The organism is Streptomyces sp. CWNU-52B (genome assembly GCF_047444975.1).
Taxonomy (GTDB): Bacteria; Actinomycetota; Actinomycetes; order Streptomycetales; family Streptomycetaceae; genus Streptomyces.
Window position 1 is genome coordinate 12,951 of the sequence record NZ_JBLFJV010000037.1, and the last position, 21,321, is coordinate 34,271.

General features: G+C 72.3%; 16 protein-coding genes. 4 read left to right on the forward strand and 12 right to left on the reverse strand.

Annotated features, from left to right (window positions below):
* Window positions 1-9 precede the first annotated feature (9 nt).
* The gene (locus tag ACLVWQ_RS28640) at window positions 10-921 is read right to left on the reverse strand and encodes an ABC transporter permease (RefSeq protein WP_414112098.1); all 912 of its coding nucleotides are present in this window, start codon (window positions 919-921) and stop codon (window positions 10-12) included.
* Between the two features lie 137 nt (window positions 922-1,058).
* Between ACLVWQ_RS28640 and ACLVWQ_RS28645 the strand changes: the two genes are divergently transcribed.
* Both ACLVWQ_RS28645 and ACLVWQ_RS28650 read left to right on the forward strand, forming a co-directional pair.
* The gene (locus ACLVWQ_RS28645; protein ID WP_414112099.1) at window positions 1,059-1,709 is read left to right on the forward strand and encodes a TetR/AcrR family transcriptional regulator; all 651 of its coding nucleotides are present in this window, start codon (window positions 1,059-1,061) and stop codon (window positions 1,707-1,709) included.
* A 152-nt stretch (window positions 1,710-1,861) separates the two neighbouring features.
* The gene (locus tag ACLVWQ_RS28650) at window positions 1,862-2,083 is read left to right on the forward strand and encodes a hypothetical protein (RefSeq protein WP_055517933.1); all 222 of its coding nucleotides are present in this window, start codon (window positions 1,862-1,864) and stop codon (window positions 2,081-2,083) included.
* A gap of 197 nt (window positions 2,084-2,280) precedes the next feature.
* On the opposite strand, the gene galE is transcribed toward ACLVWQ_RS28650, so the two are convergent.
* From galE to ACLVWQ_RS28665, 3 genes are all read right to left on the reverse strand, one after another.
* Window positions 2,281-3,261: a UDP-glucose 4-epimerase GalE gene (gene galE / locus ACLVWQ_RS28655; RefSeq protein ID WP_414112100.1), complete on the reverse strand. Its 981-nt coding sequence runs from the start codon at window positions 3,259-3,261 to the stop codon at window positions 2,281-2,283.
* The gene (locus ACLVWQ_RS28660) at window positions 3,258-4,934 is read right to left on the reverse strand and encodes a glycosyltransferase (protein WP_414112171.1); all 1,677 of its coding nucleotides are present in this window, start codon (window positions 4,932-4,934) and stop codon (window positions 3,258-3,260) included. Before ACLVWQ_RS28660 ends, galE begins: the two co-directional genes overlap by 4 nt.
* 93 nt (window positions 4,935-5,027) lie before the next feature.
* The gene (locus ACLVWQ_RS28665; protein WP_414112172.1) at window positions 5,028-6,314 is read right to left on the reverse strand and encodes a glycosyltransferase 87 family protein; all 1,287 of its coding nucleotides are present in this window, start codon (window positions 6,312-6,314) and stop codon (window positions 5,028-5,030) included.
* A 102-nt stretch (window positions 6,315-6,416) separates the two neighbouring features.
* On the opposite strand from ACLVWQ_RS28665, the gene ACLVWQ_RS28670 reads away from it, so the two are divergent.
* A complete protein-coding gene (locus ACLVWQ_RS28670; protein ID WP_414112101.1) occupies window positions 6,417-8,069 on the forward strand; it encodes a hypothetical protein in 1,653 nt (550 codons plus the stop codon).
* 7 nt (window positions 8,070-8,076) lie between these two features.
* Here the strand turns inward: ACLVWQ_RS28670 and ACLVWQ_RS28675 are convergent, their stop codons facing one another.
* Window positions 8,077-8,592 (reverse strand): MarR family winged helix-turn-helix transcriptional regulator, encoded by a 516-nt coding sequence (locus tag ACLVWQ_RS28675; protein WP_414112102.1) that lies wholly within the window; start codon window positions 8,590-8,592, stop codon window positions 8,077-8,079.
* Between the two features lie 135 nt (window positions 8,593-8,727).
* Here ACLVWQ_RS28675 and ACLVWQ_RS28680 point away from each other — a divergent pair, with 135 nt between their 5' ends.
* The gene (locus ACLVWQ_RS28680) at window positions 8,728-9,141 is read left to right on the forward strand and encodes an organic hydroperoxide resistance protein (protein ID WP_414112173.1); all 414 of its coding nucleotides are present in this window, start codon (window positions 8,728-8,730) and stop codon (window positions 9,139-9,141) included.
* A 55-nt stretch (window positions 9,142-9,196) separates the two neighbouring features.
* Here the strand turns inward: ACLVWQ_RS28680 and ACLVWQ_RS28685 are convergent, their stop codons facing one another.
* The 7 genes from ACLVWQ_RS28685 to ACLVWQ_RS28715 form a co-directional block, all read right to left on the reverse strand.
* Window positions 9,197-10,513: a hypothetical protein gene (locus ACLVWQ_RS28685; protein WP_414112103.1), complete on the reverse strand. Its 1,317-nt coding sequence runs from the start codon at window positions 10,511-10,513 to the stop codon at window positions 9,197-9,199.
* Window positions 10,510-12,741 carry a CDP-glycerol glycerophosphotransferase family protein gene (locus ACLVWQ_RS28690; protein ID WP_414112104.1) on the reverse strand — a complete coding sequence of 744 codons (2,232 nt, stop codon included), beginning with the start codon at window positions 12,739-12,741 and terminating at the stop codon, window positions 10,510-10,512. The genes ACLVWQ_RS28685 and ACLVWQ_RS28690 overlap by 4 nt, the downstream gene beginning before the upstream one ends.
* A 71-nt stretch (window positions 12,742-12,812) precedes the next feature.
* On the reverse strand, window positions 12,813-15,035 hold the full coding sequence (locus ACLVWQ_RS28695) for a CDP-glycerol glycerophosphotransferase family protein (protein ID WP_414112105.1): 2,223 nt from the start codon (window positions 15,033-15,035) through the stop codon (window positions 12,813-12,815).
* A gap of 79 nt (window positions 15,036-15,114) precedes the next feature.
* On the reverse strand, window positions 15,115-17,397 hold the full coding sequence (locus tag ACLVWQ_RS28700) for a CDP-glycerol glycerophosphotransferase family protein (RefSeq protein WP_414112106.1): 2,283 nt from the start codon (window positions 17,395-17,397) through the stop codon (window positions 15,115-15,117).
* 182 nt (window positions 17,398-17,579) lie between these two features.
* The gene (locus ACLVWQ_RS28705) at window positions 17,580-18,383 is read right to left on the reverse strand and encodes a carbohydrate ABC transporter permease (RefSeq protein ID WP_414112174.1); all 804 of its coding nucleotides are present in this window, start codon (window positions 18,381-18,383) and stop codon (window positions 17,580-17,582) included.
* Between the two features lie 119 nt (window positions 18,384-18,502).
* Window positions 18,503-19,855: a carbohydrate ABC transporter permease gene (locus ACLVWQ_RS28710; protein ID WP_414112107.1), complete on the reverse strand. Its 1,353-nt coding sequence runs from the start codon at window positions 19,853-19,855 to the stop codon at window positions 18,503-18,505.
* A 9-nt stretch (window positions 19,856-19,864) separates the two neighbouring features.
* Complete coding sequence (locus ACLVWQ_RS28715) at window positions 19,865-21,283, reverse strand: ABC transporter substrate-binding protein (RefSeq protein ID WP_414112108.1); 1,419 nt, start codon at window positions 21,281-21,283, stop codon at window positions 19,865-19,867.
* Window positions 21,284-21,321: the final 38 nt, after the last annotated feature.

Here is a 21,321-nt window from a genome sequence, read left to right on the forward strand (position 1 = left end):
GCGCTCTGTTCAGCCACGGCCGTACGTCTCCTCTGCCTTCCAGAAGTAGATGAACCCGCCGACACCGGCGAGCAGCGCCCAGCCGACCGCGAGCGGCCACACATGGTCGGGCAGCTGGCTCGCGTGGAACGAGTCGATCAGCGCGAACCGCATGAGGTCGATGTAGACGGCGGCCGGGTTGCACCGCAGGGCGAGCAGCACGACACGCGGCATGTCCGGGTGGCCGCTCAGCACCCGTTCGATGCTCCACATGACCCCCGAGACGTACATCCAGGTCCGCAGCACGAACGGCATCAGCTGGGCGATGTCCGGGGTCTTCGCGCCCAGCCGGGCCACGACCAGCGCCACGCCCGCGTTGAACACGAACTGAAGTGCCAGTGCCGGCACGGCCAGCAGCCAGGACACACCGACGGGCACACCGAAACAGAGCAGGATCACGACCAGCGCGGCCATCGAGAACAGCAGCTGCTGAAGCTGTTGCAGCGCGTACGACACGGGCAGCGCGGCCCGCGGGAAGTGCAGGGCGCGCACGAGGCCGAGGCTGCCGGAGATCGCCCGGGTGCCCGCCATGATCGAGCTCTGGGTGAACGTCCACACGAACACGCCTGTGACCAGGAACGGGACGTAGTCCGGCACACCACGGCTGGTGCCCATGACGACGCCGAAGATGAAGTAGTAGACCGCCGCGTTGAGCAGGGGAGTGGCCACCTGCCAGACCTGGCCGAGCTTCGCCTGGCTGTACTGGGCGGTGAGCCTGGCCGTGGCGAACGCGGTGATGAAGTGCCGGCGCGCCCACAACTGGCGGACGTACGCGGACAGGGAGGGCCGTGCGCCGCTGACCGTGAGGCCATGGCGGGCGGCGAGTGCCGCGGGGTCGTCCGCGGGCGGTGCCGAGAACGGTGTGTCGAGGACCTGACTCACATCCGCTGCTTTCAGTGTGAGGGGGTGTCTTTACCTGCGGTTGGGCTCGTCTTTACGTCGGGACGGGACCGTATCGTCGTGACGTGAGCGTAGGCCGATCCGACGTCGCAACGCAACCGTTTCGTCGTTACGCCCCTATGCTGGTCGGCATGACGACGAACCCCCAGCAGCCGGAGTCGCAGACGACGCCGAAGCCGCGCCGCCGGGCACCCGCCGGGGCGGCGGTGCTCCGGGAGGACGTGACCGAGGCGATCAGGGGGGCCGTCTTCGAGGAACTCGCGGCCGTCGGGTACGCGCGCATGTCCATCGAGGGGATCGCGCGCCGCGCGGGCGTGGGCAAGACCGCCGTGTACCGCCGATGGCGTTCCAAGCTGCACCTGGTGCTCGACCTGGTCTCCGCGATCGCCGTGCAAGGGCTGCCCGCGCCCGACACGGGCACCCTGGAGGGCGACCTGCGCCTGCTGTACGAGGTCACCTCGCGCGCCCTGCGTCACCCGGTCGCCTCGCAGGTCGTCCCCGACCTCCAGGCCGAGGCGGCCCGCAACCCCGAGATAGCGGAGGCCCTGCAGAAGGCCCTGCGGGAGGGGCAGGCGGGCGTCGCGGACGGCATCGTCGCGGCGGCGAGGGAGCGCGGTGAGATCCGTACGGACATCGACGGCGAACTGGCCCTCGACGTGATCTCCGGACCGCTCTACTGGCGCGCCGTGGTGATCCGCGGCCCCAAACCGCCGAAGGGATATCTGGAGAGTCTGACCCGGGCCACGGCGGCGGCGCTCAAGGCGCTGTAGAGGGGCGTGGACGGCCGCTCGACCTGCGGTTCGGCGGGGCCTGCCGCCCAGCTCCGGGCACCTCTCGGAGGGCGCGCGGCCCCCGTAGCGTCCGGATCGTTGTCATCCACGCCTCACTCTCGGGGCCTCCGGGGGCGCATACTGGAAACACGATGACGAAGCCATCCGCGCCCCGGCGCCACCTGTCCACCAGTCCCTTCAAAGCTCCGGTTGTCCCGGTCGCCAAGCACTTCGCCCTGGGTGACCGTGTTACGCACGACCAGTTCGGCCTGGGCAGGATTGTCGGCGTCGAGGAGGGCATCGCGATGCTCGTCGACTTCGGCTCCCGCCAGGCCCGTATCGTCAGCCCCTACACCCGTATGGACAAGCTCTGACGGATCCAGTCGGAGCACCCTCGCCGCGGCCCAGGACCACGTCCGGCCCGCGGCGAGTGCGTTGTACGGCCCGGCGGATCAGCGGGGCCGGGGCCCGGATCGGCGGGGCCCGGTTCGGCGGGGTCCGCATCGGTAAGGGCTGAACCAGCACAGTTCGGCCCGGCAGACACCGGGCCGGCCCGTGCCGCCGGCGGGCGCTAGCTCCGGCGTGCCCGCGGATGCAGCCGTACCCAGCCCTCCCAGGCGGACGTGATCATGTCGTCCAGGCCGTGCTTCGCCTTCCAGGCCAGCTCCGCGGTGATGCGGTCGGCCGAGGCGACGACCCGGGCCGGGTCGCCCGGCCTGCGGGGAGCCACGGTCGGGGCGAGGGTGTGACCGGTGATCTCGTTGATCCGGTCGATCATCCGGCGGACCGAGACCCCCTCGCCGCGGCCGATGTCCAGGGTCAGATCGGTGCCGGGGGCCGCGGCGAGCCGCCTCGCGGCCGCCACATGGGCCTCCGCCAGGTCCACGACGTGGATGTAGTCGCGGACGCAGGTGCCGTCCGGGGTCGGGTAGTCGTCGCCGAAGATCCGCGGGGGCTCGCCCGCGGTCAGCTTCTCGAAGACCATCGGGACGATGTTGAAGACGCCCACGTCGGCCAGTTCCGGTGTCGCCGTCCCCGCCACGTTGAAGTAGCGCAGTGAGGCCGTCGACAGACCGTGCGCGCGGCCCGTGGCGCGCACCAGCCACTCGCCGGCCAGCTTGGTCTCGCCGTACGGGTTGATCGGCACGCAGGGCGTCTCCTCGGTCACGAGGTCGACGTCGGGCATGCCGTAGACCGCCGCCGAGGACGAGAACACGAAGGACGGCACCGCGGCGGCCGTGACCGCCTGGAGCAGCACCCGCAGCCCCTCGACGTTCTCGCGGTAGTAGTGCAGCGGCAGGTCCACCGACTCGCCCACCTGCTTCTTCGCCGCGAGATGCACGACACCGGTGACGGCGTGGTCCTTGAGCGCACGGGCGACCCGCTCACCGTCCAGGGTCGAGCCGACGACGAGCGGCACCCCGTCCGGGACGCGCTCGGAGATCCCGGTGGACAGGTCGTCGTACACCACGGCCCGTTCGCCCGCCTCGGTCATCGCACGGACGACGTGCGCCCCGATGTAGCCGGCGCCGCCGGTGATCAGCCAGGTCATCTACAGCCGTCCCCTCGTGTGTCTTCGGGCAAGTGAAGCAAACGCCTCATCCTGCGGCCCAGCACGGTCGCCGCTCCCCGCGGGCCCGGCGCGATCCGCAGGGCGAGCGAGCCCGAGTGCGTCGCGTAGGGCTGGACGAGCAGCACACCGTGCCGGGCGCTCGGCACGACCGACCGGCGCAGCAGCCCCGGGCCCGTGCTCGCGTGCGCGGTGGTCTCGCGGCTGGTGCCGTCGTGGAAGCGCAGGCACAGCCGCAGGTCCCAGACGCCGGAGCCGAGCGCCGAGAGGTCGACCGCCGCCTCGGCCGTCCAGGCACCCTCCGCATCGACGGCATCGGCGGCACCCTCCGCATCGGTGGCGGCATCGGTGGCGTCCGGCCGGAACCGCGCCGTGAGCGTGAGCCCGGCCGCCCCGTCCTGCCGGTTCACGAACTCGGCCACCACGGACGCCGGCGCCGCGTCCGCCATCCGCCCGTACAGCTCGTACAGGCGAAGCCGCAGCCGGGTGCCCCGCGCGCGTGGCCGCAGTTCCGCGTCGACGGCCACCGGCAGGAGGCGTACGGGCCGGAACAGGAGGTGTTCCAGGGTGACCTGGGGCAGGTCCGTGGACCACACCGGCGTACCGTCGGCGGCTCGCGCGTACGGTGGCCGCAGCCGGGCCGGGCGGGCCGCGACCTCCTTGACGCGGGTCAGGTCGCACGGCTTCTCGGAGGCCAGCACCACCTGTGCGACCACCCTCCCCGGCGCCGGTGCGAGCGCGAAGTCGCCCGCGTCGAACGTCGCGAGGTACGCGCGCGTGAGGGCCCACCACTCACGCCGGTAACCGGGTCCCCGCAGGTCCAGCTCGCGCGCGTACATCCGCAGCGCGTGGTCGAGGAACCGCGCCCGGGAGGCTCGGGCCAGCCGCTTCTCACCGGCGGCCAGGAGGACGTCGTACGCCTGGGCGTGCGCGGTGATCCTGGCCCGCCAGTTGTCGACGCCCGACCTGTCCAGCGAGATCGACAGCCGTCCGGCGCCGCGGCGCACGTGCCAGACGTACACGGTGTCCGGGATCAGCGCGATGCGGGGACGGGCGGCGAGCACCCGCGCGGTGAAGACGAAGTCCTCGTAGGGGAAGTGCCCTTCGGGGAAGCGGATGCCGTGCTCGCGCAGGAAGTCGGTGCGGTACAGCTTGTTGACGCACAGCGTGTCGTGGACCAGCCGGGGGCGCCGCGCCGGACGGGCCACGACAGCGGCCCCGGCGTACAGCTCGGGCTGCCAGCGGACCTCGCGGCCCGACGGCAGGTCGCGGCGCACGCACAGACCGGCCGTGACCTCGGTGCCGCGCCCGTCGGCGGCGGCCAGCAGGGCGTCCACCGCGCCCGGCGGCAGTACGTCGTCGCTGTCCAGGAACATCAGGTACGGAGCCGTGGCGGCGTCGATGCCGTCGTTGCGGGGGCTGCCGCAGCCGCCGCTGTTGACCTCGCGGCGGACGACCTTCAGCCGTGGCTCGTCGAGCGCGAGGCGGTCCAGGAGGTCCGCGCTGCCGTCGGCCGAGCAGTCGTCCACGGCGATCACCTCGCGGACGGCGGGCCCCTGCGCCAGGGCCGAGCGCACCGCGTCCGTCACATGGGCGGCGTCGTCGTACCCGATGACGACGACGCACACCTGCGACACCTGCGGTACCTGGGACATCCGCGGCAGCCGTGACGGGCGGGGAGAACCTGCCGGCACGGCGCGCGCGGTCGTCATGGGGCGGAACGGTGGAAAGCGGTGGGTGATCATCCGTTAGGAGACGCTTACTGTCTCGTGGGTGAGGTGACGCGAGCCGGACGGCGGCTCCGTCTCCTCGGGCCGCGTTCCGGCGGGCCGGATCCCCGCCGTCCACAGGCGGTGGAAGGAGAGCCCGGCGGCCGTCACCAGCAGGCCGTTGCGGACGAGCATCAGCAGGGAGCCCGTCCAGGTGCAGGCCACCACGTCGTCGTACAGGACGGGGTACGCGAGGGAGCTGACCGCGGCGGCCACCGTGATCAGCGCGGCCACCGGGCGCTGCGTGGTGTGCCGGGAGGTCAGGCACACGGCGGCCAGACCGATCAGCCACACCAGGTACTGGGGGCTGATGACCCGGCTCGTCACGGTGAACAGGAGCACGGCGCTGAGCGCGGCGTCGTACGGCGTCGCCGGTGTCCAGCGCCGTGAGCGCAGCCGCCACAGCAGCAGGGCGCCGAAGGCGGCGACGGTGAGCGCGAGCGACACTGCGGCGACCGAGCCGACGTACGGCCCGGTGAACTCCATGGCGCCGTACCGGTAGCCCACGCGCCCCGGCCAGCCCGCGTGGTGCGCGAAGGAGAGGACCGTGCCGCCGAGCGATTCGATCTGCACGCCCCGGCCGCCCTGCTGGCGCAGGAAGTCGAAGGGGTGGCGGAAGAGGACGGCGAGGGCCAGGAGCAGCGCGCCCGCGGTGACGGCGGCCGAGGTCCACGTCTCCTTCGTCGTACGCCCCCGCGGAGTGCCGATCAGCGCCAGCACGGGCCACACCTTCACCAGGGTGCCCAGCGCGGCGAACGCGCCGCACGCGCGCGTGGAGCGCGACAGCGTCAACAGGGAGATGACCGCGAGGGCGGTGACCTGTACGTCGTAACGGGCGAGCGGGATGTGCAGCAGGAGCGGCAGGGCCGCCGTCCACAGCGCCGCGCCGCGCAGGCTGCGGCCCGGCCGGGTGCCCGCGCGCGTGAGGACGGCGGTGACCAGGAGGTCGGTGGCCAGGGTGAGGGCCACGAACGCCTGGAAGTACGTCAGCCACGGCAGCAGTCCGGGCGACATCAGCACGGGGCCCGCGCCCGGCGGGTACTGCCACAGCCGGTCGCCCGACGGGAACGCGCCGTGGACGAGCACGCCGTACCAGCGGGCGTACAGCTCGTACACCTCACGCCCCACGCCGCCGAGGCCGAGCGGGGCGCGGTCGTCCTGGAAGAGCAGCCACAGCATCAGGGCGCGGGTGGCCGACCAGACGGCGGCGAGGGTGACGAGAGTCAGGGGGCGGGGCATCGTCCGGGACGTGGTCCGGCGCTTCATCCAGGGCTTCACCCGCAGGATCGTAAGCCGCGAGACTGTCGATATCGTCTGATGACGGGTCAATCACCGACAAAGGTGAACTAATAGCACAAGATCTGACGCATGGTCGTCAAGCGTCCGTGGACCGCCCTTCCCTCCTCGGTCCCCACCGTGCTCGTGCCTGTTCTCGCACCCGTTCTCGTACCTGTTCTCGTACCTGTTCTCGTGCCCGTGATCGCCATGACCGTGATCGGTCTGTGGGGGATCGACCGCGGGGGGATGTGGCGCGACGAGGCGGTCACCTTCCAGGTGGCGCGGCGCTCGCTGCCGCAGATCTGGCACCTGCTGCACTCCGTGGACGCGGTGCACGGCCTCTACTACCTCCTCATGCACCCCGTCCTCACCCTCCACGCCGACGAGGTCGTCCTGCGCCTGCCCTCGCTCTGCGCGGCCGCCGCGACCGCGGGCCTCGTCGCGGCCCTGGGGGTGCGCCTCGCCCGCCCCCGGGTCGGCCTGTGGGCCGGGCTGCTGTACGCGGTGACGCCCATGACCGGGCACTTCGCCCAGGAGGGCCGGTCGTACGCCCTGGTCGCCGCCGGCGCCGCGGGAGCGACCCTGCTGCTCGTGCGGGCGGTGGAGGCGGTGGAGACCGACGCACGCGCGCGTGCCCGCATCCGTATCCGTGGCGGCATCCGTCGCCGTGGCCGGGTGTCCGTCTGGTGCGCGTACGGAGGTGTCGTCGCCGGCACCGCGCTGCTCCACGAGATGGCCGTCCTGCTCCTCCTCGCGCACGCCGCCACCCTGGCCCTCGTACGGCCGCCGCGCGGGGTGTGGTGGAACTGGGCCCGCGCCGCCGGAGCCGTACTCCTCGTCCTGCTTCCGCTCGCCCTGGTCTCCAGCGGCCAGGCCGGGCAGGTCGCCTGGCTCAGGCCTCCCGGCACGGGCACGGTCGAGGGTCTCCTGCGCTCCTTCGCGGGGCCCACCCGGCTGGTCCTCGGCCCGTACCTGCTGCTGATCGCCCTCGCCCTGCGCGTCCCGCTCGCCCGCCGTGGTGAGCTCTCCCTCCCCGCGGTCGCGCTCCCGCTGCTGGTCCTGCCGCCCGCGGTGCTCCTGGCGGTCTCACGCCACTGGCCGCTCTTCGACGACCGCTATGTGCTGTACGCGCTCGCGGGGGCGCCGCTGCTGGCGGCGGCGGGCGCGGACCGGCTGGCCGGAGCGGTGGCGCGAGGGTCGCGGGCGCGGGGCCTTCGGACGCGGGGTCCTCAGGTGCGGTACGGCGGCACACTCCTCGGTGTCCTCGCCATCGGGCTCGCCTTCGTGTCGCAACTCCCCGTCCTGCGCGAGGACCGGGACCCCGCCCGGCGCCCCGACAACCTCGCAGCCGTCTCCGCGGCGGCCGCCCGGCGGATGAGCCCCGGCGACCCCGTGCTCTTCCTCCCGGCGATCGGCAGGCGCGCGGCGGTGGCGTACCCGGCGGGCTTCCGGGGCACGCGGGACATCGCGCTGCGCGAGCCGGGGCCCGTCTCCGGCACCCTCTACGGGCGGGAGACCGGCCCCGGCGAACTGCGCCGCAGGCTCGACGGCCTCGACCGCCTGTGGGTGGTCGCCGAGCCGTACGCGCTGAGGTCCGCCTGGTGGCCGCCGGAACCGACCGAGCGGGTCAAGCTCAGTGTGGTGGGCGAGGAGTTCGTGCGGCGGGCGGAGTTCGTCCGGGAGGGGTCGGTCCTGCGGCTGTACGAGCGCAGGGCGCGGAGCGCGGGCGCCGTGAGCAGGTGAGCGCGGGTCACTCGTCGCTGAGGGGCTCCTCCAGTGCCGCCGCGTCCAGCGCGTCCGTGAGCCGGTCGAGCCGGGCCCGCAGGTCGAGGATCTCCGCCACGTCGAACCCCGTCGCGGCGGCGATCCGGCGCGGTACGCGCAGCGCCCGCGCGCGCAGGGCCGCGCCCTCGTCCGTGAGTCCGACCACCACGGACCGCTCGTCCCGGGCGCTGCGCTCGCGGCGTACGAGCCCGGCCGTCTCCAGCCGCTTCAGCAGGGGTGACAGCGTCCCGGAGTCGAGCCGCAGGTGCTCGCCGACCTTCTTCACGGGCAGCTCGCCGTGCTCCCACAGCACGAGCATGACCAGGTACTGGGGGTAGGTGAGCCCCAGGTCCTTCAGGACGACGCGGTACAGACCGCCGAAGGCGCGCGAGGCCGCGTTCAGGGAGAAGCAGATCTGCTGGTCGAGGCGGAGGAAGTCCTCGTCGTGCGCGGCGGAGTCGGGCGTGGCTGCGGTGGGGTCGGGTGCGGACGTCGTGGTCATGGCGTCCAGGGTACCCCGGGTGCGTCATTTAGTTGTGCACAATTTAATTGTGTGCTCTACTTTGGTTGTGCGGCGGCCCGGACCAGGGCCCGTCGACACGACTTCGATCGTGAGATCTTGAGAGGGATGGTTTCCATGGACGCGCTCTACACCGCCGTCGCCACCGCCACCCACGGCCGTGACGGCCGGGCCTACAGCTCCGACGGTCAGCTCGACCTGCAGCTGGGGATTCCGACGGAGATGGGCGGCAACGGCCAGGGCACGAACCCGGAGCAGCTCTTCGCCGCCGGCTACTCGGCCTGTTTCGCCAGCGCGCTCGCTGTGGTCGGGCGGGCGGCGAAGGTCGACGTCAGTGACGCGGCGGTGACCGCGGAGGTCGGTATCGGCAAGGAGGGTGAGGGGTTCGCGCTCAAGGTGACGCTGCGCGTGGAGCTGCCGGAGGCCGTGGACGCCGAGGCGGGCCGCAAGCTGGTGGAGCAGGCGCACCAGGTGTGCCCGTACTCGAACGCGACCCGCGGCAACATCCCGGTCGAGCTGGTCATCGAGTAGCTTTCCTCGAACGCCGGACGGGGCGGCCTGAAAAGCAGGGGCGAAGCCCCGCTTTTCAGGGGCGCGGGGAACTGCGCGACAAGCCCCCACCCACCCGCACCCGACGCACGGCCTCCACAGGGACCCGGGTGGTGGCGGGCGGGGGCTCCGGCGACCGGTCGGCGACATAGCGCGTCAACAGCAACGGCAGCCCCACCACCGGCACCAGCCACACCATCACCATCAACCGGTCGATCGCGATGTCGGGGTGCGCGGCCACACTCAGCACCCCGGTCCCGGCGGCAGCCACCAGCACCACGCCGAAAGCCGGCCGCGCCCGCACCGCCCCCCACCCCCCGGCCGCGACCAGCACCAGGAACAGCGGTTCGAGCAGCTGCCGCCGCAGCCACTCCAGCCAGAAGCTGTTCTCCAGCTGGAAGAACTCGTGCCAGGGACGCTTCCGGTCCGGCCGGAAGAAGTGGTCGGTGAGCAGGTCCTGGAGGCTGTCCGACTCGGACGGGTAGCGGAGCAGCCGGGCGAGCAGCACCGTGCCCGCCGCCGCCGTGACCGTCACCGCCAGCAGCGTCCTCACCGCGGCCCCCACCGGCCGCCCCGTCCTCCTCCGGTACCCCCCGATCAGACAGCACGCCCCGGCCAGACACCCCGCGAGGAACAGCGCCTGCGAGTGCTTCACGGTGAAGAGCAGCGCCAGCGACACCGCCACCAGACCACCGCCGTGCCGCCCGCGCAGCACCAGCGCGCAGCCCCACAGCACCGCCAGCGTGAGCGCGGTCATCGTGCCCTCGGTCATCGGGCGCATCGCGGTCGCACCCGTCGGCAGGACGTAGTACAGCCCCTGCCCGATCAGCGCGGGCCCCGTCCCGGCCCCCAGCGTCCGCAGGACGAGGAACACCAGCACCCCCCCGGCCGCCGCGACACACACCCCGGCCGCCCACAGCCCCCACGTCACGCCGAACACGGTCACGAACGGCACGAGCAGCAGCGGATATCCGGGCCGTACCTCGAAGATCCGCATGAACCGCTCGCTCATGAACGGCGCGGTCCACCCGGACGTCTGCCCCGCGTCGAGCCGCCGCCCGACACTCCAGTGGTAGTAGTCGCGGCACTCCGCCCGCACACCCGGCCCCGGGTCGGGGGCGCGGAAGCGCCGGACGTCCACGCTGTGGTCGCGCGACGCCCGCTCGCCCCGGCTCGCGCACAGGTACGTGATGCTCCGCCCCGCCGCCTCCGCCTTGTCCGCACCGCCCAGACTCAGCGCGTACGACAGGTAGTTGCGGCTGTCGGCGGTGTCCCGGCCGGTGACGTTGGCGAGCTGGAGGCAGCCGAACAGGGCGGCGAGGAACAGCACCCACGCGGCCGGGCGAGCCCTCATGAGCGGGTCAGGGCGTCGCTCGGCGCGCTGCCCGGCGCCGGAACCAGGGGCACGGCCGCGGCCATGTCCTCGCCCAGCATCAGCGTCCGTACCACCCGTTCCGCGGCCCGCCCGTCGTCGTACCCGCGAAACCGTGCCCGGAAGTCCGCCCGCAGCCGCGCCGACTCCTCGTCCCGCCAGGCGCCCGACGCGAACAGCCGCGCCAACGCGTCCACGTCACGGGTGACATGGCCCGGCGGACGCTCGGTGACGTCGAAGTACGTGCCGCGCGCGGCGAGATACGTGTCCAGGTCGTAGGTGTGCAGGACGATCGGCCGGTCCAGGTGCGCGTAGTCGAACATCAGCGACGAGTAGTCGGTGATCAGCGCGTCGGAGGCCAGCAGCAGGTCCGCCACCTCCGGCTCGTCGGTGACGTCCAGGACGAGGCCGCGCCCGGCCAGGTCCCGTAGTCCGAGCCCCCGTTCGGGGTGCCGGGCCAGCGACGGATGCAGCCGGACCGCCAGGACGTGGTCCCCGGGCAGCCCGGCGACCAGGCGTTCCAGGTCGCAGTCCGGCGCGTAACCGCCCTGCCGGTGGTCGCGGCTGGTCGGCGCGTACAGGATCAGGGTGCTGTCGTCCGGGACGCCCAGACGCCCGCGTACGGACTCCCGGCGGCCGGGTTCGGGCCGGACCAGGCAGTCGTTGCGCGGGCTGCCCGAGCGCAGCGACACGAAGCCGCAGGGGTAGGCGCGGTCCCAGACCAGCTCGGAGTGCGGATTCGCGACCAGGCTGTAGTCCCAGCGGTCGGCCCTGCGCAGCATCTTCGGGACGCTGTAACCACGCCTGGCGCCCGGGTACTTCAGCAGATCCGCGCCCATCGACTTCACGGGCGTGCCCTGGTGCGTGTGGATGTGGACGGCGCCCTCGCGCTTGACCAGGTCGTTCGCCCAGTTGACGTTGTTGATCAGATAGGTGGCGCGCGCCGTGACCCTGCGGTAGGCCCGGCTGCCCGGCAGGACGTGCTCGATCCCCGGCGGCAGCGCGTCCACGTGCTCCTTGCCGACCACCCACACCGACCGGATGTGCGGGGCGAGTTCACGCGCCGTGCGGTGGATCGCGGCCGGGTCGCCGAGCACGCCCCGGTGCGAGAAGGCCGAGTACAGGGCCAGGTTCGGGTCGAGCGCCCGCCGCAGGACCAGCCGCCGGTGCAGTCCGAGCAGCACCCGGCGCAGCCGGCGCCGCCACACCCGGTGGCGCCTGCGCAGCCCGGCCCGCTTCACGGCGGCGACGCGGTGCAGCGCGTAGAGGGCGTACGGGGCGCGGGTGAGCAGAGCGAGCGACGTCCGGGGGAGGTGCGGACCGGGCCGGTGGCCGCTCGGCCGGTACGCGCGCAGGTCCCGTGCCGCACGCCGGTGGAACTCGGGCCGGGACGACGGCGGTACGCGGTCCCGCTGCCGGAGGATGAACAGGTAGTGGTCCGCCATGTGGTCGTAGAGGAAACCGCGCCACCGCGCCAGCTCCGGCCGCTCCTCGACGAACCGGAACAGCCGCTCGTACTGCGCGAACACCTCGAAGTGCTCCCGGCTCGGCGTGCGCATCGCGTTGCCCTGGCGGCGCTGCCGGTAGGACACGCAGACCCGGTCGACGAGGGTGATCGTGCGGGCCGTCCACAGCGTCTGGTAGACGATCACCGCGTCCTCGTAGAAGCCGGTCGGGAAGGTGAAGCCGCCCTCGCGGAAGAAGTCGAGGCGGTACGCCTTGTTCCACACGACCGTGAACAGGTCGAGCAGCTCCGGGCGTTCGGCGACCGTGAACACCTCGGGGCCCGGCGCGCCGAACACCTCCGCGTCCCGGTTGCGCTTCACCGCGCCGTACCAGTGGGTGCGCGCGTAGTCGAACAGAACGATGTCCGGGCGCCCGGTCGCGTCGACACGCTCGGCGATCGCCCGCAGCGTGCCCGGGGTGTAGCTGTCGTCGCTGTCCAGGAAGAGCAGGTACTCGCCGCGCGCCAGCCGCGCCCCGTGGTTGCGGGCCGGGCCGATACCGCCGTTGACGGGCAGATGCACCGCCACGACCCGCTCGTCGCGGGCCGCGAACTCGTCGATGATCGCCCCGCTCCCGTCCGGGGAGCGGTCGTCGACGACGATCAGTTCGAAGTCGCCGTACGACTGGCCGAGGACCGACTCCAGACAGGTGCGCAGGTAGCCCTGCACGTTGTGGACGGGCACGACGATGCTGAAGCGGGGCATGGCACTTCCAGGTCCGGGAACTCGCTGGCTTCTTGCTGGGCTGCTCTCGCTCGCCGGAGGGCGGGACGGCATCAGCGCGCCGGTGTGCGGGGGCGTGACGTGCGGGCGCGCGACACGGTCGCGGCCGGCACCGGCAGACGCTCGCGCAGCGGGATCACCGGCGGCAGCTCCTCCTCGGGCTGCCCGAGCAGCACCCGTCGTACCACCCGCTCGGCGGCCCGCCCGTCGTCGAACTGGCAGAACCGCTCACGGAACCGGGCCCGCAGCGCGGCGGAGCGCTCGTCGGCCCACTCGCCCGACCTGAGGACCCCGATCAGCTCGTCCTGCGTACGGGCGACCCGGCCCGGCGGCTCGGCGAGCAGGTCGAAGTACACGCCCCGGGTGTCGCGGTAGACGTCCCAGTCGTCGGCGTACGTGACGATCGGCCGGTCGAGGTTGGCGTAGTCGAACATGATCGACGAGTAGTCCGTGATCAGCGCGTCCGAGGCCAGACAGACGTCCTCGGTGTCCCGCAGCGACGTCACGTCGATCAGCTGCCCGTCGGCGACGGCCTGCCGCAGGCCGGCGTCGCCGTCGAGGAAGTAGTGCGCGCGCAGCAGCACCACGAACTCGTCCCCGAGCTCCGCGCAGAACCGCGCCAGGTCGAACTGCGCCGACACGTCCCGCGGATAGTCCCGGAACGTCGGCGCGTACAGCAGCGCCACCCGATCCTCCGGGACGCCGAGCCGCTCCCGGATCGCGGCGACCTCTCCCGGGGCCGCCGTGCAGAAGCGGTCGTTGCGCGGATAGCCGTACTCCAGGTGCGTGAAGGCGCTCGGGTAGGCGCCCGACCAGACCTCCGTGGAGTGGGCGTTGGACGACAGGGAGAAGTCCCAGCGGTCCACGCGCCGCATCAGCCGCCCGAAGTTCCCGGTGGCCGCCGCGACAGCCCGGTACTCGATCTGGTCGACGCCCATCCGCTTCAGCGGCGTCCCGTGGTGGGTCTGGACGTGCACGGTGCCGGGGCGCTTGCGCACGGAGTTGTCGAAGTTGACGTTGTTGAACGTGTACTTCGCCCGCGCCATCACCTCCCAGTACCGCCTGCTCCCGATCACCACGCTCTCCACGTCCCGCGGCATGTGCGGCAGTTCCTTCTCCTTCACCAGGAACACCGACCGGATGTGCGGGGCGAGTTCACGGGCCTTGCGGTGGATGGCCGCCGGGTTGCAGGCGTAGCCGCGGCCCCAGTAGGCGGCGAAGACGGCGAGGTTCTCCTCCAGCGGCCTGCGCAGGTACCACCGGTAGGTGAGGGCGCGGCGCCTGCGCAGCGCGGTGCGGGTCGCGTACGCCCGGATCCGCGCCGTGCGCCGGGCGAGGGCGGGCAGCGCCCGGAACGCCGTGTACGCGCCCCGGCGCAGCAGCCGGTCGCGCAGGCCCGCCACGCGGTGGCCCGCCGGGCGGTGGCGGCGGTGGAGGCGGGCCGCGCGGCGGAAGAACGCCCGGCCGCAGGGCGTACCGGACGCCAGGTCGAGGACCTCGGAGAACAACTGCCCGAACAGGGCGCCCAACCGGTCCTCGGGGAGCTCCCGCCCGGCGGCCCGGTCCAGCACCAGCTCGACCTGGTCGAGCAGTTCGTCCGGCGCGCCGGACACCCTCCCGGATGCCCTCCCGGATGCCCTCCCGGATGCCGTGCCGCTCGCCGTGCCGTTCGCCGTACCGGCGGTCGTGCCGCTGCTCCGCCGGCGCTCGTGCCGCCGTACGCACACCGTGTCCAGCACCGCGCTCCGCCCGGCGGCGAGCACCACGAGCCCGGCCCAGCCGAGGTCCGCGTACCGGCCCTCGGGGACGGCGAGCAGCCCGTGCTCGCGGAGGAAGGCGCGGCGGTGGACGGTGGCCCAGACCGGCAGCCGTACGTCACAGGGGTCCGTGTCCGTGCACGTCTCCACCGTCGGCTCGCCCTCCCACCACGGCACGCGCGCGTGGCCGAGGCGCAGCACATCGGCCTCGCCGGTCTCCCGCAGCCGCGCGTCGACCCCGGCGAGCGCCTCCGGCGTCAGCACGTCACCCGTGTCCAGGAACAGCACGTACGCGCCCGTGGCCGCCCGCAGCCCGGCCTCGCGCGCACCGGTGACCCGCACGACCCGCGTGTCGCGCTGTGCGTACGCGGCGGCGAGGATGCCCGCGGGGGAGTCCGGTCTCCCGCAGGCCACGATCACCTCGAAGTCGCCGTACGGCTGGGCGAGGACCGCGTCGAGGGTCGTGGGGAGCCGCCCCGCGACGTCGTGGACGGTGACGATGATGCTGAAGCGGGGCATGTCGTGTGGTGCTCTCTCTGTCCGTGCCGCGTGGTGCTGTGTGGTGCCGTCGTCCCCGGCGGGGGCGGGCCGGAGCGCCTCAGGGTCTGTCGACGACGGGAACGTGGGGCTCGGGTGCGGCGGGCCCGGGTGCGGGAACGGTGGCGAGGGGCGAGGACGGGTGCCGGTCGGCGGCGGCCGACGGCACCGGACGCCGCTCCTCGGGCGGCACCACCGCCGGCAGACCGGCCGTCTCGCCGAGCACGACACGCCGTACGACCCGTTCTGCGGCGCGCCCGTCGTCGTAGGGGCAGAACCGCTCCCGGAAGGCGGCCCGCAGCTGCGTGGCGCGCGAACCGCGCCAGTGGCCGGTCGCGAAGATGTCGATCAGCTCGTCCTCGCTGCGCGCGATCGCGCCGGGCGGGCACGTCCGCAGGTCGAAGTAGGTCCCGCGCGCCGCCTCGTACGCCTCCTGGTCGTCCGCGTGGATCACGATCGGCCGGTCCAGGCCCGCGTAGTCGAACATCAGCGACGAGTAGTCGGTGACCAGCGCGTCCGAGGCCAGGCACAGCGACTCGACGCTCGGGTGGTCCGACACGTCGATCAGCCGGCCGCCGCTGCGGGCCAGCGGAGCCCCGTACGAGTGGTGCGCGCGGGTCAGCAGGACGAACCGCGGGCCCAGCCGGCGCAGCACCCGCTCCAGGTCGAGCGCGGTGCGCTGGCCGCGCAGGTAGTCGCGGTGCGTCGGCGCGTACAGGACCGCCACCGCGCCCTCGGGGATGCCGAGGGACTGGCGCAGCAGGGTCACGTCGGCCGGCGTCGCCCGCTGGAACACGTCGTTCCGCGGCTGGCCGTACTCCAGCGTCGTGTACCCGGCCGGGAAGACGCGCTCCCAGACGAGGGTGGAGTGGCGGTTGCCCGACAGGCAGTAGTCCCAGCGGTCGGCGTCGCGCAGCAGCTCGGCGAAGTCCGTGCCGCGCGCCGCCGCCGGGCGCTCCTGGAGGTCGAGGCCCATGCGCTTGAGCGGGGTGCCGTGCTGCGTCTGGATCATGATCTGGCCGGGGCGTTTGACCAGTCGGCGGTCGAATCCGACGTTGTCGACGAGGTACTTGGAGCGGGCCAGCGCCGTCCAGTACGCGGCGGAGCCCGGCGTCAGCCTGCGGGTCCCCGTCGGGACCGTGTGGTGGAACGCGGGGTCGGCGACCCAGGCGGTGCGCATCCCCGGCGCGTGCGTGCGGAACGCCGCCTCCAGGGCTCCCGGGTTGCAGCCGTGGCCGCGGCCCCCGTACCCGGCGAACACGGCGTGGTCGCCGCGCACGGGCAGCCGGCGCTGTACGCCGTAGTGCAGCCGGAGCGCGGCGGTCCGCACCCCGCGGGCCAGCGCCCGCGTGAGGCGCGCGGCGCGTCTGCGCAGCCGCGCCGCCGCCCACAGGGCGCGGTACGTCCGATGGCTGCCGAGCCGTACGAGGGCGTGCCGCAGCCGGTTGCGGGACGGGGCGCCGGTCTCCTCGACGCGGTAACGGCCGTAGTGGGCGCGGGCCTTGCGCAGGAACGCGGCACGGGAGCCGTGCGGCAGCCGGTCGCGCTTGAGGAACACCGCGGACAGGTGGTCGACCATGCGCCGGAACAGCACCGGGCGCCAGTGGGCCAGTTCGGGGTGCGCGTCGAGATGGGCGAAGACGCGGTCGTACTGGCCGAAGACGTCGAAGTGCCGGTCGCTGGTCGTGCCGAGGATGTTCCCCTGCCGGCGCTGCCGGTAGTGGACGCAGACCCGGTCGAGCGTCGCGATGGTCTCGGCGGTCATCAGGACCGGGTACGTCCAGGGGGTGTCCTCGTAGTAGCCGGGCGGGAACGTGAACTGCTCCCGCTCGACGAACTCCCGGCGGTACGCCTTGTTCCACACGACCATGAGGACGTCGAGCAGCCCCGGCCGGTCGTCGAGGCGGAACGGCGCGGGGCCCTCCTCGGTGAGCCGCCCCGACTGGACGTTGCGGACCGTCTCGCCCGACCAGAAGGTGCGCGCGTAGTCGTAGACCAGGACGTCCGGATCGCCGGTCTCCTTGATGCGGTCGGCGATCTCCCGCAGCGCGTGCGGGGTGAGGGTGTCGTCGCCGTCGAGGAAGACCAGGTAGTCGCCCGTCGCGTACCGCATACCCGCGTTGCGGGCCCGCCCGAGCCCCTCGTTCTCCGCCAGGTGGACGGCCCGCACGCGTGCGTCGCGGGCCGCGAACTCGTCGATGATCGCACCGCAGGCATCGGGCGAGCAGTCGTCGACAGCGATCAACTCGAAGTCGGTGAAGGACTGTTCCAGGACCGATGTCATGCACTCGTGCAGATACGCCCGCACCTGGTACGCGGGGACAATGACACTGAACCGGGGCAAGGGACATCCATGGGTCGGCGCGGCCATATTGCCCGGCAACGGCCAAAGGGGTTACGTGGTTACGCCGGATGCGGCATGTGGGGGACCCCGGGTGAACGCGAAGGGGCGGACCGGCGACGGCCCACCCCTCCGGGACACGTGCGCAAAAGCGCACGTACGCGCGTATTCCCGCGCTGTTTCTGCTACTTCACCGCCCCCGCCATCACACCGGACACGAACTGCCGCTGGAACGCGAAGAACACGGCCAGCGGGATCACCATCGAGATGAACGCGCCGGGCGCGAGCGTCTCGATGTTGCCGGAGAACTGCCGGGTCTGCTCGGTCAGCGCGACCGTCAGCGGGCGCGAGTCGGAGTCCGAGAAGATCAGCGCCACCAGCATGTCGTTCCACACCCACAGGAACTGGAAGATGCCCAGCGAGGCGATGGCGGGCCCGCCCAGCGGCAGGATCACCGTCGCGAACAGCCGGGTCTCGCCCGCCCCGTCGAGCCGCGCCGCCTCCAGGAGCTCACGGGGGATCTCCGCGAAGAAGTTGCGCAGCAGGAAGATCGCGAACGGCAGGCCGAAGCCCACGTGGAAGAGGACGACCCCGATGACGCTGCCGAAGATCCCGAGGTCGCCGAAGAGGTCGGCCAGCGGGATCAGGGCGATCTGGATGGGCACCACCAGCAGGGCCACCACGGCCACGAACCACCAGTCGCGGCCCTTGAAGTCCATCCAGGCGAAGGCGTATCCGGCCATGGCGCCGATGACGACGACCAGCACGGTGGCCGGCACCGTGATCCACACCGTGTTGAGCAGGGCGTCGGTGATCTCCTCCTTGCCGAGCAGCGTCGAGTAGCTCTCGGTGGTCAGCTCGGACGGCTTGCTGAAGACGTCCCACCAGCCGGAGGCGGAGATGTCGGTCGGGTCGCGGAACGACGAGGCGAGCAGCCCGACCGTCGGGGTCACCCACAGCAGCGCGACCAGGATGAGGAAGACCCGCATCACACCGCCGGCCGCGCCACCGGCGAGCCGGGAGCCCAGCGAACGCCGGGGCGGCCCGGACGTGTCCACGGCCACGGCGGATCCCTTCGGAGGTGCTGGCGGAGGTACGGAGGGTGCGGTCACCGTCGGCGCTCCCTTCGCAGTCGGCGGATGTTGACGATCATCACCGGCATCACCAGGAGCAGCAGGACGATGCCGATCGCGCTGCCCAGCCCCTGGTTGTTGCCGCCGCCGAAGGAGGCGTTGACCAGTTGCAGGGCCAGGACGTTGGCCTCGTCCTGGCTGGGCTGCGGAGCGATGATGAAGACCAGGTCGAAGATCTTCATCACGTTGATCATCAAGGTGATCAGGACGACGACGAGGACCGGCGCGAGCAGGGGGACCGTGATCCGGCGGAACACCTGCCACTCGTTGGCCCCGTCGACCCGGGCGGCCTCCAGGAGATTGCGGTCCACGCCCGCCAGACCGGCCGCGATGAGCACCATCGCGAAGCCCGCCCACATCCAGGCGTACGCCCCGATGATGGCCGGGGTGACCAGACTCGGGCCGAGCCAGTCGACGCCGTTGTAGGCCGCCGCGAAGTTCGAGGAGGGCAGGCGCAGTTGCGCGCCGTCGGCGGCGGCCGGCAGCGTGAACGTACCGTCGTCGCCCGCCTTCGCGGAGGCCACCACCTTCCCGTCCTTGACCGCCTCGACCTCGATGCCGGGCAGGGCCTTCTCGCCCGCGTCGACGGCGCCCTTCTCACCGCCGCCGCCCAGCTTGAAGTCCAGCCAGACCGTGCCGGACACGCCGTCGCCCGACGGCTCGGCGGACTTGGCGTCCCCGGGGCTGCCCGGCACCTTGTTCGGCGCGATGCCGACCAGCGGGACGAGCGCGGGGGAGCCCGCGCGCACCGTGCCCGTGGAGGTGAACGAACCCCCGCCGGACGCCTTCAGATCGCTCTCGGTGGACGGGCGCGCCTTCGGATAGACCGACGCGTCGGCGAACGTGTCGTGCACGCCCACCACCACCGCGTTGGCCACGCCCTGGTCGGGGTCCGCCTCGTACACCAGCCGGAAGATGATGCCCGCGGCGAGCATGGAGATCGCCATCGGCATGAAGATGACCAGCTTGAACGCCGTGGACCAGCGCACCCGTTCGGTCAGCACGGCGAAGATCAGACCGAGCCCGGTGACCAGCGCGGGGGCGACCGCCACCCAGATCGCGGTGTTCTTGACCGCGGTGAAGGTGGCGTCGTCACTGAACAGGTCGCCGTAGTTGCCGAGGCCCACGAAGCCCGAACCGTCGGCGTCGTACAGACTGCGCCAGACCGAGTACCCGATGGGGTAGACCACGAGCGCGCCGAGCAGCACGATCGCGGGCAGCAGGAACAGACCCGCCACCCACGGCCGCGTACCCATCACACTCTTGCGTTTGCCGACGGGAGGCACCGGACCTGCCGGGCCCCCCGCCGTCGCTGCCTGCGACGACATCGGCGGCCGTCAGCCCTTGTACGCCTTGGCGGCGGACGTCTCCAGCTGCTGCTGCGCGCCCTCGACGTCCGAGGGGTTCTTCAGGAAGTCCTGAAGCGCCTTCCACTCGCCGGTGCCCTGCGTACCGCCGAAGGCCGCCGGCGCCTGGTCGGACATGTCGAAGCGGAAGTCGTCGCCCGCCGCGAGCAGCGCCTTGGAGATGTCCCGGGTGACGTCGTCCTTGTACGTCTTCTGGTCCAGCTCCTTGTTGGGGGAGATGAAGCCGCCCTGCGCCGCCCAGATCTCGGCCGCGTCGGTCGACGCCAGGAAGGTCAGCAGGGCCTGCGAGCCCTTGTCGTCCTTCAGCGCCACGGCCACGTCACCACCGCTGACCACCGGGGACTCGGCACCGACCGCCGGGAACGGGAACACCTTGGCGTCCGTGCCGATCTTGGCCTTCGTGTCGGCGTTGATGTTCGCCGCGACGAAGTCGCCCTCGAAGACCATCGCCGCCGGAGTGTCACCCGAGAAGGTGTTCGTCACCGACTTGGGGAACTCGGTGCGCAGCGCGCCCGCCTTGCCGCCCGCGAGCAGATCGTCCTTGCCCCACAGCTGGGCCAGCGTGGTCAGGGCCTCCTTCACGGAGGGGTCCGTCCACTTGATCTTGTGCTCGGCCAGCTGGTCGTACTTCTCGGGGCCCGCCTGCGAGAGGTAGACGTTCTCGAACCAGTCGGTGAGGGTCCAGCCGTCCTGCCCGCCGACCGACACCGCGGGCGATCCCGCGTCCGACAGGGTCTGCGCGGTCTGCACGAACTCGTCCCAGGTCTTGGGCTCGGCCGTGATGCCCGCCGCCTCGAACGCCGCGGTATTGTACCAGACCAGCGACTTGTTGGCGGCCTTCGCGTAGACGCCGTACTGCTTGCCCTCGTAGGCGCCCAGGTCCTTCCAGCCCGCCGAGAAGTTCTTGTCGAGCTGGGCCTGTGCCTCGGTGCCCAGCGGCTTCACCCAGCCCTTCTGGGCGAACTGGTGGAGGACGCCGACCTGCGGAAGGAACGCCACGTTCGGCGGCTTGCCGCCCTGGATCTTCGTGCCGAGGAACGTGGACGTGTTGTTGCCGGTCGGTACGTAGCCGACCTCCGCGCCGGTGCGTTTCTCGAACTCGTCCAGGACCTTGGTGAAGTTCTCCTGCTCGGGTCCGGTCCACACGGCCGCGACTTCCAGCTTCTGGCCGTCGAGCTTGGGGAGTTGAACACTGGCCGCGGCGCTGCCGGTCTCGCCGCCGCTTCCCCCGTCGTCCTTCTCGTCGTCACCGCCGCACGCCGTGAGCGTGAGCGCGACCGCTCCCGCGACGAGGGCGGCGGCGGCCCTGGCGACGGTGCTTGTCCTGCCGGTCCTGCCCGCCTTGCCCGTCCTGTGCGACCCGCTGATACGAAGAGTGCTGCTGCGCATGGCTTGCCCCGTTCTCCGTCGAACGTCCGAGCGCTGTC